This is a genomic window from Marinobacter changyiensis (genome assembly GCF_009193265.1).
GTDB lineage: Bacteria > Pseudomonadota > Gammaproteobacteria > Pseudomonadales > Oleiphilaceae > Marinobacter > Marinobacter changyiensis.
Genome location: NZ_VZZZ01000004.1, coordinates 238,389 through 254,818 on the forward strand (window position 1 = coordinate 238,389; position 16,430 = coordinate 254,818).

13 protein-coding genes are annotated in these 16,430 nt (G+C 53.5%); 9 read left to right on the forward strand and 4 right to left on the reverse strand.

Translation table 11 applies throughout. The features are described from left to right. The first annotated feature begins 47 nt into the window (after nucleotides 1–47). Entirely contained in the window at nucleotides 48–1,325 is a 1,278-nt protein-coding gene (locus F6Y09_RS12295) for an ATP-binding cassette domain-containing protein (RefSeq protein WP_425481850.1), read from the forward strand. Beyond that, the gene (locus tag F6Y09_RS12300; RefSeq protein WP_152207225.1) at nucleotides 1,325–2,008 is read left to right on the forward strand and encodes a DUF6901 family protein; all 684 of its coding nucleotides are present in this window, start codon (nucleotides 1,325–1,327) and stop codon (nucleotides 2,006–2,008) included. The genes F6Y09_RS12295 and F6Y09_RS12300 overlap by 1 nt, the downstream gene beginning before the upstream one ends. Here the strand turns inward: F6Y09_RS12300 and F6Y09_RS12305 are convergent, their stop codons facing one another. Both F6Y09_RS12305 and F6Y09_RS12310 read right to left on the reverse strand, forming a co-directional pair. Then, the gene (locus tag F6Y09_RS12305; RefSeq protein ID WP_152207226.1) at nucleotides 2,009–2,440 is read right to left on the reverse strand and encodes a universal stress protein; all 432 of its coding nucleotides are present in this window, start codon (nucleotides 2,438–2,440) and stop codon (nucleotides 2,009–2,011) included. Between the two features lie 188 nt (nucleotides 2,441–2,628). After that, nucleotides 2,629–3,387 carry a hypothetical protein gene (locus F6Y09_RS12310; protein WP_246180516.1) on the reverse strand — a complete coding sequence of 253 codons (759 nt, stop codon included), beginning with the start codon at nucleotides 3,385–3,387 and terminating at the stop codon, nucleotides 2,629–2,631. A gap of 588 nt (nucleotides 3,388–3,975) precedes the next feature. Here F6Y09_RS12310 and fadB point away from each other — a divergent pair. The 3 genes from fadB to topA all read left to right on the forward strand — a co-directional run bounded on the left by fadB (nucleotide 3,976) and on the right by topA (nucleotide 10,218). After that, nucleotides 3,976–6,123, forward strand: coding sequence for a fatty acid oxidation complex subunit alpha FadB (fadB, locus tag F6Y09_RS12315; protein ID WP_152207228.1), 2,148 nt, complete (start codon nucleotides 3,976–3,978; stop codon nucleotides 6,121–6,123). A 33-nt stretch (nucleotides 6,124–6,156) separates the two neighbouring features. Continuing rightward, entirely contained in the window at nucleotides 6,157–7,332 is a 1,176-nt protein-coding gene (gene fadA / locus F6Y09_RS12320; RefSeq protein WP_152207229.1) for an acetyl-CoA C-acyltransferase FadA, read from the forward strand. Between the two features lie 252 nt (nucleotides 7,333–7,584). Next, on the forward strand, nucleotides 7,585–10,218 hold the full coding sequence (topA, locus tag F6Y09_RS12325; protein ID WP_152207230.1) for a type I DNA topoisomerase: 2,634 nt from the start codon (nucleotides 7,585–7,587) through the stop codon (nucleotides 10,216–10,218). A 61-nt stretch (nucleotides 10,219–10,279) separates the two neighbouring features. Here the strand turns inward: topA and F6Y09_RS12330 are convergent, their stop codons facing one another. Next, nucleotides 10,280–11,161 (reverse strand): NAD(P)-dependent oxidoreductase, encoded by an 882-nt coding sequence (locus F6Y09_RS12330; RefSeq protein WP_152207231.1) that lies wholly within the window; start codon nucleotides 11,159–11,161, stop codon nucleotides 10,280–10,282. Nucleotides 11,162–11,288: 127 nt separating this feature from the next. Further along, nucleotides 11,289–12,563 carry a citrate synthase gene (gene gltA, locus F6Y09_RS12335; RefSeq protein WP_152207232.1) on the reverse strand — a complete coding sequence of 425 codons (1,275 nt, stop codon included), beginning with the start codon at nucleotides 12,561–12,563 and terminating at the stop codon, nucleotides 11,289–11,291. A gap of 607 nt (nucleotides 12,564–13,170) precedes the next feature. Here gltA and sdhC point away from each other — a divergent pair. The 4 genes from sdhC to F6Y09_RS12355 are packed head-to-tail and all read left to right on the forward strand — an operon-like array spanning nucleotide 13,171 to nucleotide 16,377. After that, entirely contained in the window at nucleotides 13,171–13,545 is a 375-nt protein-coding gene (sdhC, locus tag F6Y09_RS12340) for a succinate dehydrogenase, cytochrome b556 subunit (RefSeq protein WP_152207233.1), read from the forward strand. After that, entirely contained in the window at nucleotides 13,539–13,883 is a 345-nt protein-coding gene (gene sdhD / locus F6Y09_RS12345; protein ID WP_152207234.1) for a succinate dehydrogenase, hydrophobic membrane anchor protein, read from the forward strand. The genes sdhC and sdhD overlap by 7 nt, the downstream gene beginning before the upstream one ends. A 3-nt stretch (nucleotides 13,884–13,886) precedes the next feature. After that, the gene (gene sdhA, locus F6Y09_RS12350) at nucleotides 13,887–15,659 is read left to right on the forward strand and encodes a succinate dehydrogenase flavoprotein subunit (protein ID WP_152207235.1); all 1,773 of its coding nucleotides are present in this window, start codon (nucleotides 13,887–13,889) and stop codon (nucleotides 15,657–15,659) included. Between the two features lie 13 nt (nucleotides 15,660–15,672). Further along, the gene (locus tag F6Y09_RS12355) at nucleotides 15,673–16,377 is read left to right on the forward strand and encodes a succinate dehydrogenase iron-sulfur subunit (RefSeq protein WP_152207236.1); all 705 of its coding nucleotides are present in this window, start codon (nucleotides 15,673–15,675) and stop codon (nucleotides 16,375–16,377) included. Nucleotides 16,378–16,430 lie beyond the last annotated feature (53 nt).

Below are 16,430 nucleotides of genomic sequence, written 5' to 3' on the forward strand. Positions count from 1 at the left end.
GTGGAGCCTTGCTGTTTGTCAGTCATGACCGAGCCTTTATTCGGCGTATGGCGACCAGGGTGGTAGAACTTGATCGCGGCCATCTGATCAGTTTTGCCGCGACCTACGATCGGTATCTGGACTTGAAGGAAAAAGCGCTGGAAGAGGAGGAGCGACAGAATGCGCTTTTTGACAAGCGTCTGAAGCAGGAAGAAGTCTGGATAAGGCAGGGTATCAAAGCACGACGAACCCGGAACATGGGCCGTGTGAGGGCGCTCAAGGCCATGCGCGAAGAGCGCCAGCAGCGGCGTGAGCGCACTGGGACTGCAAACTTTGCCGTTGAGGATGCTGCGCGATCCGGTAAGTTGGTGGTGGAGGCAAAAGCTGCCGCTTTTGGCTATGACGCCGACACCCCGATTGTTTCCAACCTGAATCTGACCGTGATGCGTGGTGACAAGATTGGTCTCATCGGTGAAAACGGCACGGGGAAGACCACGCTCGTGCGCCTGCTTCTTGGTGAGTTGGAGCCGACAGCCGGAATCATACGTCTGGGTACTAACCGGGAAGTTGCGTACTTCGATCAGCTCAGAGCAGAGCTGGATCTTTCCCTGAACGCATTGGATAACCTCGCCGAAGGGCGGGAGTTCATTGATATCAATGGTCAGAGCAAGCATGTCCTGGGTTATCTGCAGGAGTTCCTGTTTACCCCGGAACGTGCCCGTTCACCGGTCAGCGTTTTCTCCGGTGGCGAGCGGGCGCGGTTGTTGTTGGCAAAGCTCTTCAGCAAACCTGCCAACATACTGGTACTGGATGAGCCCACCAACGATCTCGATGTCGAGACCCTTGAGCTACTGGAATCCCAGCTTGTCGAATTTGCAGGCACCGTCGTGGTTATCAGCCACGACCGTGAATTTCTCGACAATGTGGTGACCGATACGCTGTTTCTGAACGGGACCGGTGAGGTAAAGCACTTTGTCGGTGGCTACAGTGACTGGCGTAGGCAGAAGGGGCGCTTTCCCGCTGAAGAGAAAATTGGCAAACCCAGTGGTAAGGCATCGACCGGAACACCAAAAGCCAGGGGGCAGGCTCCGAAACCTGTTGCGCCGAAAGCCGAGAAGCAGGCCAAGCTCAGTTACAAGATGAAACATGAGTTGGAGCAGTTGCCAGGCAAGATAGAGGTCTTGGAAGGTGAGGCTGAGGCGATACGTGCGGAAGTCTCTGCACCCGAGTTTTACTCACGGCCATCTGGAGATGTGACTGCTGCTTTGGATCGGCTGGCTGAAGTTGAAGCCCGGCTGGAACAAACCATCGAGCGGTGGATGGCGCTGGAAGAACAGGATTCCTGATGAATATCTTGTATTCATTCCGGTTAGCGGATAACCGGTCTTTTGAATTTCGGGTAAGCGATCAGCCGGGGAGCACGGCTCCAGAAAGGGTTGGGCTGGCTCCGCAATGGACTCGCCTGGAACATTGCAAGTGCTCGAACTGCCCCCTCAAACCTTCCCCGGGGGCTTATTGTCCTGCGGCGGTGGAAATGCTGCCAGTAGTAGAGGCTTTTCAGGCTGAGGATGCCTATCAGGACGTTAGCGTGACAGTGAAAGACGAGCGTCGCAGCTATCAGAAGAGCACGACTCTGGAGGAGGCATTACGTTCATTGCTGGGCCTGAAAATGGCAATGAGTAGTTGCCCATTGCTGTCAGAACTCAAGCCCATGGCTATCCATCACTTGCCGTTTGCCACCACAGACGAATTTATCATGCGCAGCGTTTCCCACTATTTGCTGCAACAGTATTTTGACAAGCGTAGCGGCGGCCAACCGGACTGGGAGCTCAATGGGCTGGTTGAGCGCAATCAACGGCTGCAACTGGTCAATCAGGCACTCTGGCAGCGGATTCACTCCGTCTGCCAAGGCGACAGCAATCTCAAGGCCCTGCTGAACTTTTTCTCGATGGCTTCAAGCGTGAGCTTTGCTCTTGAAAGTCAGCTTCGCAAACTTGACGCGCGTATGCAGGGCGATACCCGGATCTGATCAGTGAATTCTGACCGCCAGCACGTCGCAGATGGCCCCGTGAAGTACTCCATTCGCGGTAGACCCCAGCAGTAGCTGAAAGCCCTTGCGGCCATGGCTGCCTACAATCACCAAATTAACCGACAGTTCTTCAGACAGCCTGTGAATCTCGGATTCCGGCCGCCCAACCGTAACAATCTGGTTTGATTCCGGTACACCGTACTCGACACCGTATGAGTGCAGTTGAGCCTTGGCTGCTTTGTCGAGCTGTTCTTGCAGTTCGGTCAGGTCCATCGGTATGTCACCGCCGTAAGCGTAACCAACGGGTTCTACCACGTGCACAAGTATAATTTCCGCACCGCTGGACTCTCTTATCGCCTTCGCTTTCTCCAGCACCTGAGGAGCCTCTTCCGTAAGATCAATTGCAACAAGAATTTTACCGTATACGGCCATGCCTGCTCTCCTTCATTAAATGATAGTGAGTCACGTATTTCATTCTTAATCTTAGGCCAGTTTCGTTATTCTCACATGGAGGCAGGTCAAATTTTCGGGGAAATATCAGAACATTGAAGAGACAGGGAGCGGGAGAGATTGGCAAATAAGCAGTAGAAGGACGCAGCTTGGGCTACGTCCTTTATACGTCAAACAGGCTGATGCAGCAGTCCGATGGTTTCGCTGAGGCCTTCGAGAATACCCTTTGAATAACGGTCAATAATGAAGGGCACGTTGTCGTCGTTGTAATTGATGTAGGAACTGCGAATGAACTGCCATTTTGATGATACCCCATCAATGGCTTGCTTAAGGCCGCCCGCGTTGTCATCGGCCTTCAGTTCAACCATCAGGGCATCAAAAACCTTTGCTTGCTCATCAAGTGGAACCTCTGTATCCGCTCCCTGAAAAGTCTGGGCTACTGAAGAATTGGAACGTGCAGAATATTTAGACATCATCTGGGCCATCAGAACGGCCGCTGAACGAGCCGCTTCAATACGCCGGTCGCTATCGGTCCGGGAACTCTCACGGGCACGCGTGTACAGTTTGGTCGAGATGGTACTGAGAGCCTGGGCCTGATTCGCCATTTCAGACATCAGTCGCATATCCGGATAACCTTGCTGCCGGACATCGTTGATATTCTGTCTCATGAGTTCCTTGTACTTGTCGAACTCAGTGGTTAATCCGGCTAGCTGAGCTTCTGTCAGCACCTCTGAGTTGTTCTCATTAATTGCATTGATGGAATTATTGGCACTATTAACGCTTGCAACTACTTCGTTGAGGATGACCGTGTCACCACTTGCACTGAACTGGTAGTAGGCTGCCAGGCCAACAAAATTACTGATGCGAAAGGTATGAAGATCTGTCAGCAGAACTGATTCATCAGCTCTTGTGCCAAAAGAGGCGAGCAACAGCAGGACAACGCCGACGATTAATGAGTGGTTACCGAGTCGAGCGTTTTTCATCGGATAGGTTCTCCGTTGGTGCGATTTTGTTATTGTAGCCCCGCCAAACCGGCCAAGTGCGGTATCGCCTGCATTTTCCGGTCATGGCGGGCGATCTTGTCTGCGGCCACCTTAAAACGGATGCCAGACTGTTAGACTAAAGTTCGATGATGAAGGTAAAGTAAGTAGGTCGCCCAATCAAGCAGTTTTCTGTTTGGTACGGTGGTATAAATTGTAAAGAAGTTTTACGGGTAGCCTTCAAAATGACAGTAGTTTCTAACATTTATGCATTAACCCGCTGAATAATTTTAGTTAATTTGCTAGTTTCCGGTGCTTGCAGGCAGGCTGGCGTTCAGGTTGTCTCTCCGGGCTTGTAAGAAACAAATTGACAAACGGACCGTTTTTTTTCATCGTGTGCCCCTCTCGATTCAAACGACTGTATGAATTCTGAATCGAATGACCGGGCAGTGACCGAAATCGCTGCTTAATCGGATCACCGGCCAGGTTTCTCCCGGTGACCGCACGCAGTTCCCAACACAGACTGGAGATCAGTTGATGATTTACGAAGGTAAAGCCATCACGGTTAAAAAGATCGAAGGCGGAATCGCTCAGCTGGACTTCGACTTGCAAGGCGAGTCAGTAAACAAGTTCAATCGCCTTACTATCGAAGAGCTAGGCACCGCAGCCGAGAAGCTGAAAGCTGAAAAAGGCCTGAAGGGTCTTGTCGTCACCAGCTCCAAAGACAGCTTTATTGTCGGTGCAGATATTAACGAGTTCACCGAGCTGTTTGCAGGTTCAGAAGAAGAGTTGGTTGCCAACAACCTCAAGGCCAACGCAGTCTTCAGTGCCATTGAAGATCTGCCTTTCCCCACCGTTACGGCCATCAACGGAATGGCCTTGGGTGGTGGCTTTGAAATGTGTCTGGCAACGGACTATCGGGTTATGGCTCCGAAAGCCAAAGTCGGCCTGCCGGAAGTAAAGCTGGGTATTTTCCCGGGCTTCGGTGGTACCGTTCGCCTTTCACGCCTGGTGGGTGTGGACTATGCGGTCGAATGGATTTGCGGCGGAACCGAAAACCGGGCCGATGACGCCCTGAAAGTCGGTGCCGTCGATGCTGTTGTGGAGCCCGCCAAGCTGGTAGAAGCCGCTGTTGCCATTATCAATGAGTGCAATGAAGGCAAATTTGATTACCACGCACGCCGGGCAGAGAAGAAAGGCAAGATCAAACTGAATGCCATGGAAAGCATGATGGCGTTCGAGATATCCAAAGCGTTTGTGGCGGGTAAAGCGGGTCGCAACTACCCGGCGCCGGTTGAAGCCATCAAGGTCATGCAAAAGCATGCCGGCCTGACCCGCGACAAAGCGATCGAGGTTGAGGCCAAAGGCTTCGCCAAAATGGCGAAGACCAACGTTGCTGCCTGTCTGGTTGGCCTGTTCCTGAACGACCAGGAGCTGAAAAAGAAGGCCAAGGCGTGGGAAAAAGAGGCCAATGATGTGAAGCTCGCCGCCGTATTGGGCGCTGGCATTATGGGTGGCGGTGTGGCTTTCCAGTCGGCACTGAAAGGCACGCCCATCATCATGAAGGATATCAACCAGGACGGTATTGCCCTGGGCCTGAAAGAAGCCAAGAAGCTTCTGACCAAGCGGGTGGATAAGGGCAAGATGTCGCCTGCCCAGATGGCTGACGTACTGAACAGCATTACTCCGACCCTGAACTACGGAGATTTCAAGAATGTAGACCTGGTTGTTGAAGCTGTCGTTGAGAACCCTAAGGTGAAGGACGCGGTACTGCGCGAGACGGAAGACGCCATCCGTGAGGACGCCATCCTGACATCAAATACCTCGACCATCTCCATTGACAAACTGGCGGCTAATCTCAAGCGTCCTGAAAACTTCTGTGGCATGCACTTTTTCAATCCGGTGCCCATGATGCCTCTGGTTGAGGTTATCCGTGGCAAGAAGACCAGTGATCGCGCTATCGCGACCACAGTGGCTTATGCCAAAGCTATGGGTAAGACGCCCATCGTGGTCAACGACTGCCCGGGCTTCCTGGTTAACCGCGTGTTGTTCCCATACTTCGGCGGCTTCGTTAATCTGGTCCGTGACGGCGCTGATTTCCAGCACGTAGACAAGGTGATGGAAAAATTCGGCTGGCCCATGGGCCCGGCTTACCTGCTGGATGTGGTGGGCATGGATACTGGCAAGCATGCTGGCGACGTTATGGCCGAAGGCTTCCCGGACCGAATGAAGCATGAAGGCACCACGGCTATTGATGTGATGTTCGATAACAATCGTTATGGCCAGAAGAACGATAAGGGCTTCTACAAGTACGAGCTGGATCGTAAAGGCAAGCAGAAGAAAGTTGTGGACGAGGAAACCTACAAGCTGCTGAAGCCTGTGGTCCAGTCCAATAACGAGTTCAGCGATGAGGATATCATCGCGCGGATGATGATCCCACTGTGCCTGGAAACCGTTCGCTGCCTGGAAGACAACATCGTGGAAGCACCGGCAGATGCCGATATGGGTCTGATCTTCGGTATCGGCTTCCCGCCGTTCCGAGGTGGTGCACTGCGTTACATCGACGATACGGGCGTTGCCGAATTCGTCGAACTGGCAGACAAGTTTGCAGATTTAGGTCCTTTGTATCATCCGACCGAAAAGCTGCGTGAAATGGCCAAGACTGGCGAAAAGTTCTTTGGCTGATCCTGAACGAGATTTCCGAACGGAGAAAGATCTATGAGCCTTAATCCGAGAGACGTTGTCGTCGTCGATTGCGTACGGAGTCCGATGGGTCGTGCCAAAAACGGGTGTTTCCGCAATGTACGTGCAGAAAACCTGTCGGCCGTCCTGATTGAAGCGCTGTTTGAGCGCAATCCGAAGCTCGACCCGAAAGATGTTGAAGATGTGATCTGGGGCTGTGTAAACCAGACCAAAGAGCAGGGCTTCAACGTCGCGCGTCAGATTTCATTGCTGACGCGCATCCCCCATGAGGCTGCGGCGCAAACCGTGAACCGCTTGTGTGGCTCTTCCATGTCAGCGATTCACACGGCGGCGCAGGCAATCATGACCAACAACGGCGATACCTTTGTTATCGGTGGCGTTGAGCACATGGGCCACGTACCGATGACCGAAGGGTTCGATCACAACCCTGCGGCTTCCAAGTACACGGCCAAGGCGTCAAACATGATGGGTTTGACAGCCGAAATGCTGTCCAAGATGCACGGCATCAATCGGCAGCAGCAGGATGAGTTCGGGGCACGCTCTCACCGCCTGGCTCACGAAGCCACGGTAGAAGGACGTTTCAAGAACGAGATCATCCCCATCGAAGGGCATGATGAAAACGGCTTTCGCGTCCTGATCGAAAACGACGAAACCATTCGTCCAGACACAACGGTAGAGTCCCTGGGCAAGTTGAACCCTGCGTTTGATCCCAAGAACGGTACAGTCACAGCGGGTACCTCGTCTCAGCTGACGGATGGTGCGGCTGCCATGGTTCTGATGTCCGCCGAGCGGGCGCAGGCCCTTGGTCTAAAGCCGATTGCAAAGATTCGCAGTATGGCGGTTGCTGGCTGTGATCCTGCAATCATGGGTTACGGTCCGGTGCCTGCTACCAAAAAAGCGCTCAAACGGGCAGGCCTGAAAGTTGACGACATTGACTTCTGGGAGCTGAACGAGGCGTTTGCAGGGCAATCTTTGCCGGTGCTGAAAGATCTGAAGCTTCTGAATGTGATGGAAGAAAAGGTCAACCTGAATGGTGGCGCGATTGCACTTGGGCACCCCCTGGGCTGCTCGGGAGCACGCATTTCCACCACCTTGCTGCACGTGATGCAAGCCAAAGGCGGTACCTTGGGTGTTTCCACCATGTGTATCGGTCTTGGTCAGGGTATTGCGACAGTCTGGGAGCGCATCTGATCCGTCAGTGTGCATAACCAGAAGGCCCGGCGACGCCGGGCTTTTTTTTTTGAAAACAGGGTTGCACACCAAAACAGCGCGGGACAAAAGCCCTGTCTGCGTTAAATAATGGGTTGTTTTGCTTATCTTGACCCTGTAAAACAGACCTCCTATATACAGTGGCAGCTAAACTTTTTTCTAGCAGTCTGATTCTCAGCAAGTTTATGGTTCGCCGGTTTTAAACCGATCATCTCCAAGGATACGATCTCCGATATGGGTAAGAGTCTCGTCATAGTCGAGTCACCAGCGAAAGCGAAGACCATCAACAAGTACCTGGGTTCCGACTTCATTGTGAAATCCAGTGTCGGGCACATTCGTGACCTGCCAGTCAGTGGCAGCGGCTCCACCAGTGACCCGAAAGAAAGGGCGCGGCTGGCCGCCCTGACCCGGAAAATGGATCCGGAAGAAAAGGCCGCTTATAAAAAGCGCAAATCCCGTGAGCAGCTGGTTGCGCGCATGGGTGTGGACCCAGACCAGAACTGGCGCGCTCGTTATGAGATCTTGCCCGGCAAAGAGAAGGTCGTTAACGAGCTGGTCCGGTTAGCGAAATCTGCCGATCACATTTATCTGGCTACGGATTTGGATAGAGAAGGGGAAGCCATCGCATGGCACCTTCAGGAAACCATTGGTGGGGAACCCGAAAAATACCGGCGGGTGGTATTCAACGAAATCACCAAGCGGGCGATTAATGAAGCCTTTAAAGACCCCGGCACTCTGGATACCAATCGGGTCAATGCCCAACAAGCCAGACGGTTTCTGGATCGGGTAGTGGGTTATATGGTGTCACCGCTGCTCTGGGCAAAACTCGCGCGAGGTCTGTCCGCAGGGCGGGTACAGTCTGTCGCGGTCAGGTTGATTGTTGAGCGCGAGCGTGAAATCCGGGCGTTTATACCAGAAGAGTATTGGCAATTGCATGCAGACCTCGGTGCAGAGGGCAGTCCGCAACCGGTGCGTTTTGAAGTCACCCGATACGGCGACAAGGCTTACCGGCCGGTCAGTGAAGCTGAGAGCAAGGCCCACGTTGATCGCCTGCAAGGGAGCCAGTACAAGGTATCAAAGCGCGAGGACAAACCGACCCGCTCAAAGCCTGGCGCACCGTTCATCACTTCGACGCTGCAGCAAGCTGCCAGCAATCGGTTAGGCTTCAGCGTCAAGAAAACCATGATGCTGGCCCAGCGGCTCTATGAGGCCGGCTATATTACGTATATGCGTACGGATTCCACCAATCTGAGTCTGGACGCGGTCGCTTCGTGCCGGGAATATATCGAGAAGCAGTTTGATAAGCGCTATCTTCCCGAGGCACCCAGGGTATATGGAAGCAAGGAAGGCGCTCAGGAAGCCCATGAGGCCATCCGGCCTTCCGATGTGGCTCGCAGGCCGGCGGATATAAGTGGGCTGGAGAAAGACGCTGAGAAGCTGTACGACCTGATCTGGCGTCAGTTTTTGGCGTGCCAGATGGCCGATGCCGAATTCCTGAGTACGTCTATTGCGGTTGCTGCCGGTGATTATGAGCTTCGTACCCGTGGCCGCATCATGAAATTTGATGGCCACCTCAAGGCAGCACCCCAATCTGCCAAGAAAGACGAGGACATTGCGCTGCCGGATATCAAGATGAATCAGGCGCTGACCCTGGAAAAGCTGGAGCCCACCCAGCACTTTACCAAGCCGTCGCCACGCTACACGGAAGCGAGCCTGGTAAAAGAGCTGGAGAAACAGGGCATCGGGCGGCCATCGACCTACGCGTCCATTATCTCAACCATTCAGGACCGGGGGTATGTAAAGCTCCAGAACCGCCGTTTCTATTCTGAGAAAATGGGCGATATCGTCACTGAAAGGCTGTCAGAGTCGTTCTCCAATCTGATGGATTACGATTTTACCGCACGGCTCGAAAAAGAACTGGATGAAATTGCCTCCGGTGACGTGGACTGGAAAAATGTGCTGAATGGTTTCTACAAACGCTTCAGTAAGCAACTGGAAAAAGCCAGTGGCTCGGACGAAGAAGGTATGCGCGGCAACACGCCCACCGAAACCGACATTCCATGCCCGACCTGTCAGCGCCCGATGCAGATCCGGGTTGCCAGTACCGGGGTATTCCTGGGTTGCTCAGGCTATTCATTGCCTCCGAAAGAGCGTTGTAAGACCACGATTAACCTTACCTCCGGCGATGAAGTGGTCAGTGCCGACGATGATGTCGAGGGCGAGGGTGAGAGCCGTTTGCTGCGCAAAAAACGCAGGTGTCCGAAGTGCGGCACAGCGATGGACAGCTATCTGGTTGATGAAGGCCGCAAACTGCATGTGTGTGGCAACAATCCCGATTGTTCGGGTTATGAAGTCGAAGAAGGCACCTTCCGAATCAAGGGCTATGATGGGCCGACACTGGAATGCGACAAGTGTGGCTCCGAAATGCAGCTTAAAACCGGGCGTTTCGGGAAATACTTTGGCTGCACCAATGATGACTGTAAAAACACCCGTAAATTGCTGAAAAGTGGTGAGCCAGCTCCTCCGAAAATGGATCCGGTTCCGATGCCGGAGCTGAAATGCGAAAAAGTGGATGACATTTACGTATTGCGGGATGGTGCTTCCGGATTGTTTCTGGCGGCCAGCAAATTCCCCAAGAATCGGGAAACCCGGGCTCCTCTGGTCAAGGAAATCAAACCTCACAAGGATGAGATCGATCCGAAGTATGGGTTTTTGATGAAAGCGCCGGAAAAAGATCCGGAAGGAAACCCGGCGATCATTCGTTACAGTCGCAAGACGAAAGAGCAGTACGTAATGAGCGAGAAGGATGGCAAGGCTACGGGCTGGCGGGCTTATTACAGTAAAGGTAAATGGACTGCAGACGCCTGATGAGCGCGCCACGGCACCTTGCGTTGGTGCCGGGGCGCTTCGAGGCTTCCCGGCGTTATGCCTAGACGGGACGGATACGCCGTAACCGCTCAAGCAGTGATGAGGTGTCCCAGCGCCGGCCACCCATGGCCTGGACATCTCCGTAAAACTGGTCCACTAAGGCCGTTGCGGGCAGGGCCGCGCCGTTTCTCTCTGCCTCATCAAGACAAATAGACAGGTCCTTGCGCATCCAGTCTACGGCGAAGCCGTGATCAAACTTTCCGGCCAGCATGGTGCCGGCGCGATTGTTCATCTGCCAGGATTGGGCCGCACCCTGGGATATAACCTCCACGACTTTTTCCGCATCAAGTCCTGCCCGTTCAGCAAAATGAAGCGCTTCTGACAGACCCTGCAGCAAGCCCGCAATAGCAATCTGATTGACCATTTTGGTTTTTTGGCCGGAGCCTACGGGCCCCATCAGGTTGAGGGCCTTCGCGTAGCAGTTCATCACCGGTTTGGCCCGGCTGAAATCGGCATCGCTGCCACCGCACATAATCGTCAACTGGCCATTCTCGGCGCCTTGCTGGCCACCTGAAACCGGAGCGTCGACAAAACCGAGACCCGCTTCCCTGGCTTTGGCAGCCAGATGTTCAGCCACATCTGCTGAGGCCGTGGTGTGGTCTACCAGAACCGCGCCAGCGGCTGCGTTTGCAATGATCCCGTCTGGCCCTTCATACAGACTGATCAAATCCGGGTCTGCGCCTACGCAAGTGAGAATGACCTCCGCACCTGCAACGGCGGACGGCACATCTGCATGGACGGTTCCTGCATACTGTTCGGCCCACTGCTGTGACTTTGCTGCCGTGCGGTTATAAACCCTGACGTTGAAACCCGCATGGGCCAGATGGCCGGCCATGGGGAAGCCCATAACCCCCAGTCCGAGAAATGTGACAGTTGTGCTCATTGAAAACTCCAGTTAGTTGTTGTTGGAGGGTGCCCGTGTAGTACTTTTAACAATTATTTGTGGTGGAGGCGAAACAAAAAAAAAGGCCGCTGATGTCAGCGGCCCTTCTTTTGGCGTCGTCCGGATGCTACTTCTTCGGGAAATCGCGAGCCGTTTCGCCAGTATATAGCTGGCGAGGGCGGCCAATACGATAATCACCGCTGACCATTTCGTTCCAGTGGGAGAACCAGCCAACGGTCCGTGACAATGCAAAGATCACAGTGAACATTGAGGTTGGAATACCCATGGCTTTCAGTATGATTCCGGAATAGAAATCCACGTTGGGGTAAAGCTTGCGCTCGACAAAATAGTCGTCTTCCAGGGCAATCTGTTCCAGCCGCTGGGCGATTCTGAGCAGAGGATCATTTTCAAGCCCGAGCTCTGAAAGCACTTCGTGACAGGTTTGGCGCATGACCTTCGCCCGCGGGTCGAAATTCTTGTATACCCGGTGACCGAAACCCATCAGGCGGAACGGGTCATCCTTGTCCTTTGCTTTGGCAACAAACTTCTCGATATTTGCTTCGTCGCCAATCTCGGCGAGCATAGCCAGCACGGCTTCATTGGCGCCGCCGTGGGCTGGTCCCCAGAGCGCAGCAATACCCGAGGCAATGCAGGCGAAGGGGTTAGCACCGGTGGAGCCCGCCAACCGCACTGTGGAGGTTGAGGCGTTTTGCTCATGATCGGCATGCAGAATGAAAATACGATCCATGGCCTTGGCCAGCACCGGGCTAGGCTTGTAATCTTCACAAGGAGTGCCGAACATCATGTACAGGAAGTTTTCGGCGTAAGACAGGTCATTCCGCGGATACATGAAGGGCTGACCATTGGCATATTTGTAGCACCAGGCCGCAATCGTGGGCATTTTCGCGATCAGCCGGTGAGCGGTAATTTCCCTCTGATGGATATCGGTGACGTCCATCTGGTCGTGATAGAAAGCCGAGAGGGCTCCTACAACGCCACACATGATCGCCATCGGATGCGCGTCACGACGGAAGCCGTTAAAGAAATTGCGCATCTGGTCGTGGATCATGGTGTGATTTTTCACAGTATCGCGAAAAAGCTGGTTTTCCTCAGGGGTCGGCAATTCTCCGTGCAGTAGCAGAAAACAGACTTCCAGATAGTCAGAATGCTCTGCCAGTTGCTCGATAGGGTAACCCCGGTGGAGGAGAACACCATTAGCGCCATCGATATAAGTAATTTTTGATTCGCAGGCCGCAGTCGAAATGAAGCCGGGATCGTAGGTGAAAACGTCTTCCTGAACCAAAGCCCGAATATCGATAACGTCGGGACCGGTGGTGCCTGAATAAACCGGCAGCTCAATTGATTTGTCACCCACCGAAAGCGTGGCTGTTCTGTCGGTCATGGGGCTCTCCTATTTTCAGCATTTTTAAAGCGCGAAGTGGCGCGTATTATTGCACAGGTTGCGCACGTTCCGTCACTGTAGGGTAGGTACGGGGTTGCGCTAGCGTGCCTTCAGGCTAGAATTCTTTCGATAATTCAATGGGGTGGCTGAAAATTTCCCGGTGTGTGTTGCTCGCACCCGCTATATTCTCCACTCTGGTTGTTATGAAAGCTGGCCGCAAAATATAGGTAGTTGGCTTTTTTTGTCAATGCACGAACCCAGAAAAGGTGAGTGGCACTGATGTGGGTATGATCTGGAAGCTGGCTTTACACAGAGCTTTCTGCGCTTCAAAATCGATTTTGTCAATTAGCATTATAGCGGTCTGCAGTCGCTGATATGGCGGGCTTTTTGGGGGTTGCGCGTTTGTAATTCCGGGGTCCACTCCTTATACTCCTTAGCCCGGAATCGGGGACATGTCAGTCCGGCGCGCCATTAGCGACGTTAGCGATAATGTTCTCGCCTGGCGTCAGCGTACATCGGGAAATACTGTGCGCTGAACGATACTTACCAACTATCTGCTGCCGGCCCAGTCGGAATTGCGGACCAAAAAAGAGAGTGTGAGAGCGCTGTGAATAGCAAACGACCAGTAAATCTCGATCTCAGCAAGTTTCATTTTCCGCTGCCAGCTATTACATCAATCCTGCATCGCGTAAGCGGCATCATCATTTTTGTTGGTGTTGCTTTCATGTTGTACGGGCTTGATGTGTCCCTGTCCGGGGAAGCGGGCTTTGAGCGAGTGAGTGAAATTCTGAGTGGCTTCCTTGCGAAGCTGATTGTGTGGGGCATCATCTCTGCTCTGTTGTACCACCTTGTCGCCGGTATCAAGCACCTGATCATGGATTTGGGTATTGGTGAAACGCTGGAAGGCGGCCGCCTGGCAGCCAAGTTAACGATAGGTATCTCGGGCGTTCTCATCATCCTGGCAGGAGTATGGATATGGTAAACAGTGCCACGAATTTTGGTCGTAGCGGTGTTCAGGACTGGATGGTCCAGCGTGTCTCAGCCTACGTATTGGCTTTATACACACTCTTCCTGTTGGGCTTCGTTCTATTTACAAACGTTACGTACGAGACCTGGAGTGGCTTGTTTGCTCAAACCTGGTTTCGTGTTTTTAGCCTGTTAGCTCTGCTCTCGATCGGAGCACACGCCTGGATAGGATTGTGGACGGTCACAACTGATTATGTCAAAGCGGCAACGCCGAGATTCCTTGTCCAGGCAGCATGTGGTCTGACCATGTTTGTTTATGTGGTCTGGGGTGTACAGATTCTTTGGGGGCAATGATTAATGGCTAATATCAAGACCATTTCTTACGACGCAATCGTTATTGGTGGCGGTGGTGCGGGTATGCGTGCTGCGCTTCAGCTCACCGAGTCCGGTGTAAATACTGCATGTGTGACCAAGGTGTTCCCGACACGCTCTCACACTGTGTCGGCGCAGGGCGGTATCACGTGCGCGATAGCGAGTGCGGATCCGAACGACGATTGGCGCTGGCATATGTATGACACCGTCAAAGGGTCCGATTACATCGGCGACCAGGACGCCATCGAGTATATGTGTTCGGTGGGCCCCCAGGCGGTATTCGAGATGGAGCACATGGGGCTTCCTTTCTCCCGCACCGAGCAGGGCCGAATTTATCAACGCCCGTTCGGCGGTCAGTCGAAGGATTATGGCAAAGGTGGGCAGGCAGCCAGGACGTGCGCGGCAGCGGACCGGACTGGCCACGCCCTGCTACACACGCTTTACCAGGCTAACCTTAAGGGCGGCACTACCTTTCTGAACGAATGGTACGCCGTCGATCTTGTCAAGAATGATGAGAATCAGGTTGTCGGTGTTGTTGCAATCGAAATCGAGACCGGCGAAGTGGCTTACATCAAAGCCAAGGCAACCGTTCTGGCTACCGGTGGTGCCGGTCGTATCTATGCATCTACCACTAACGCCCTGATCAACACCGGTGATGGTATCGGTATGGCCCTCCGCGCTGGTTTCCCGGTGCAGGACATGGAAATGTGGCAGTTCCACCCGACCGGTATTTATGGTGCCGGAACACTGGTAACTGAGGGTTGCCGGGGTGAGGGCGGTTACTTGATCAACGCCGAGGGCGAGCGTTTCATGGAACGCTATGCGCCTAACGCAAAAGACCTTGCCGGACGTGATGTCGTTGCGCGATCAATGGTCATCGAGATACTTGAGGGGCGTGGTTGTGGCCCGGAGAAGGACCACGTTTTGCTGAAACTCGATCACCTGGGCGAGGAAACACTTAATCTCCGCCTCCCGGGTATTTGTGAGCTCTCCAAAACCTTTGCCCACGTAGATCCGGTCAAGGATCCAGTGCCTGTAGTACCGACCTGCCACTACATGATGGGCGGCATTCCGACCACCGTCGGCGGCCAGGCGTTAACCCAGGATAAAGACGGCAAGGATCAGGTTATTGAAGGTCTGTTTGCCTGTGGCGAAGCTGCCTGCGTCTCTGTACATGGTGCCAACCGCCTGGGTGGCAATTCGTTGCTGGACTTGATCGTCTTCGGGCGGGCAGCGGGCTTGCATATTGAGGAGCGCTTGCGGGCTGGCTTCGAAACCACGGCCGCGACGGAAGCTGATATTGATCGTGCCATGGCTCGGTTGAATCGTCTGAATAGTGCAACCGAGGGCGAGAGTGTCTCGCAAGTGCGCAAGGACTTGCAGAACTGCATGCAATTGTATTTTGGTGTTTTCCGTGATGGGGACAGTATGGCGGAAGGCCTGAAGAAGCTGGACGCTATTGGAGAGCGCGCTCGCAATGTCAAAATCGGTGATACGAGCAACGCGTTCAACACCGCGCGTATTGAGGCGCTTGAGCTTGAAAACCTGTTTGAAGTGGCTTATGCCACGGCATTTTCTGCCATGGAGCGCCGTGAAAGCCGTGGAGCGCACGCCCGTAACGATTTCACCGAACGTGATGATGAAAACTGGTTGAAGCATTCAGTTTACTTCCCGCTGGAAAAGCGTCTGGGTAAGCGTGATGTCAACTTTACGCCGAAGACGGTGGATACAATGCAGCCTACGATTCGGTCGTATTAAGGGGGACACAGATATGTTGGTAAGCCTGTATCGATATAATCCGGAAACAGACAATGCACCCTATATGCAGGACATTGAGCTGGATGTTCCGGAAGGAAGAGACCTGATGGTGCTTGACGTCATCACTCTTCTGAAAGAGAAAGACCCGACTATTGCGTTCCGTCGTTCCTGTCGTGAGGGTGTCTGTGGCTCTGATGGCATGAATATGAATGGCAAGAACGGGCTCGGTTGTATCACTCCTCTCTCGGAAGTGGTCAAGAAGAACAAGCTTGTTCTTCGCCCGCTTCCGGGGTTGCCCGTAATCCGGGACCTGGTGGTGGATATGAGTCTGTTCTACAAGCAATACGAAAAGGTCATGCCTTATCTGATGAACGACAAGCCCGCGCCTGCGATCGAGCGCCTGCAATCTCCGGAGGAGCGGGAGAAGCTTGACGGTTTGTATGAATGTATTCTGTGTGCCTGCTGCTCCACCGCCTGTCCTTCTTTTTGGTGGAATCCCGATAAGTTCATCGGACCGGCCGGACTGCTTCAGGCGTATCGGTTCCTGGCTGACAGTCGCGATACTGCTCAGGAAGAGCGTTTATCCCACCTCGACGATCCGTTCAGCGTGTTTCGCTGCCGAGGTATCATGAACTGTGTCAGTGTCTGTCCCAAGGGTCTGAATCCCACCAGGGCCATCGGACATATCAGGAACCTTTTGCTGCAACGGGCCACCTGATAAGCAAAAACTGCCAGAACAGCTATACTGTTCTGGCAGTATGCACATCGCTC

What these genes read in the sequence shown, in the direction of transcription:
- F6Y09_RS12295 (WP_425481850.1), top strand. Translation starts at nt 48, where the DNA reads ATGGCGACCAGGGTGGTAGAACTTGATCGCGGCCATCTGATCAGTTTT.
- F6Y09_RS12300 (WP_152207225.1), top strand. Translation starts at nt 1,325, where the DNA reads ATGAATATCTTGTATTCATTCCGGTTAGCGGATAACCGGTCTTTTGAA.
- F6Y09_RS12305 (WP_152207226.1), bottom strand. Translation starts at nt 2,440, where the DNA reads ATGGCCGTATACGGTAAAATTCTTGTTGCAATTGATCTTACGGAAGAG.
- fadB (WP_152207228.1), top strand. Translation starts at nt 3,976, where the DNA reads ATGATTTACGAAGGTAAAGCCATCACGGTTAAAAAGATCGAAGGCGGA.
- fadA (WP_152207229.1), top strand. Translation starts at nt 6,157, where the DNA reads ATGAGCCTTAATCCGAGAGACGTTGTCGTCGTCGATTGCGTACGGAGT.
- topA (WP_152207230.1), top strand. Translation starts at nt 7,585, where the DNA reads ATGGGTAAGAGTCTCGTCATAGTCGAGTCACCAGCGAAAGCGAAGACC.
- F6Y09_RS12330 (WP_152207231.1), bottom strand. Translation starts at nt 11,161, where the DNA reads ATGAGCACAACTGTCACATTTCTCGGACTGGGGGTTATGGGCTTCCCC.
- gltA (WP_152207232.1), bottom strand. Translation starts at nt 12,563, where the DNA reads ATGACCGACAGAACAGCCACGCTTTCGGTGGGTGACAAATCAATTGAG.
- sdhD (WP_152207234.1), top strand. Translation starts at nt 13,539, where the DNA reads ATGGTAAACAGTGCCACGAATTTTGGTCGTAGCGGTGTTCAGGACTGG.
- sdhA (WP_152207235.1), top strand. Translation starts at nt 13,887, where the DNA reads ATGGCTAATATCAAGACCATTTCTTACGACGCAATCGTTATTGGTGGC.
- F6Y09_RS12355 (WP_152207236.1), top strand. Translation starts at nt 15,673, where the DNA reads ATGTTGGTAAGCCTGTATCGATATAATCCGGAAACAGACAATGCACCC.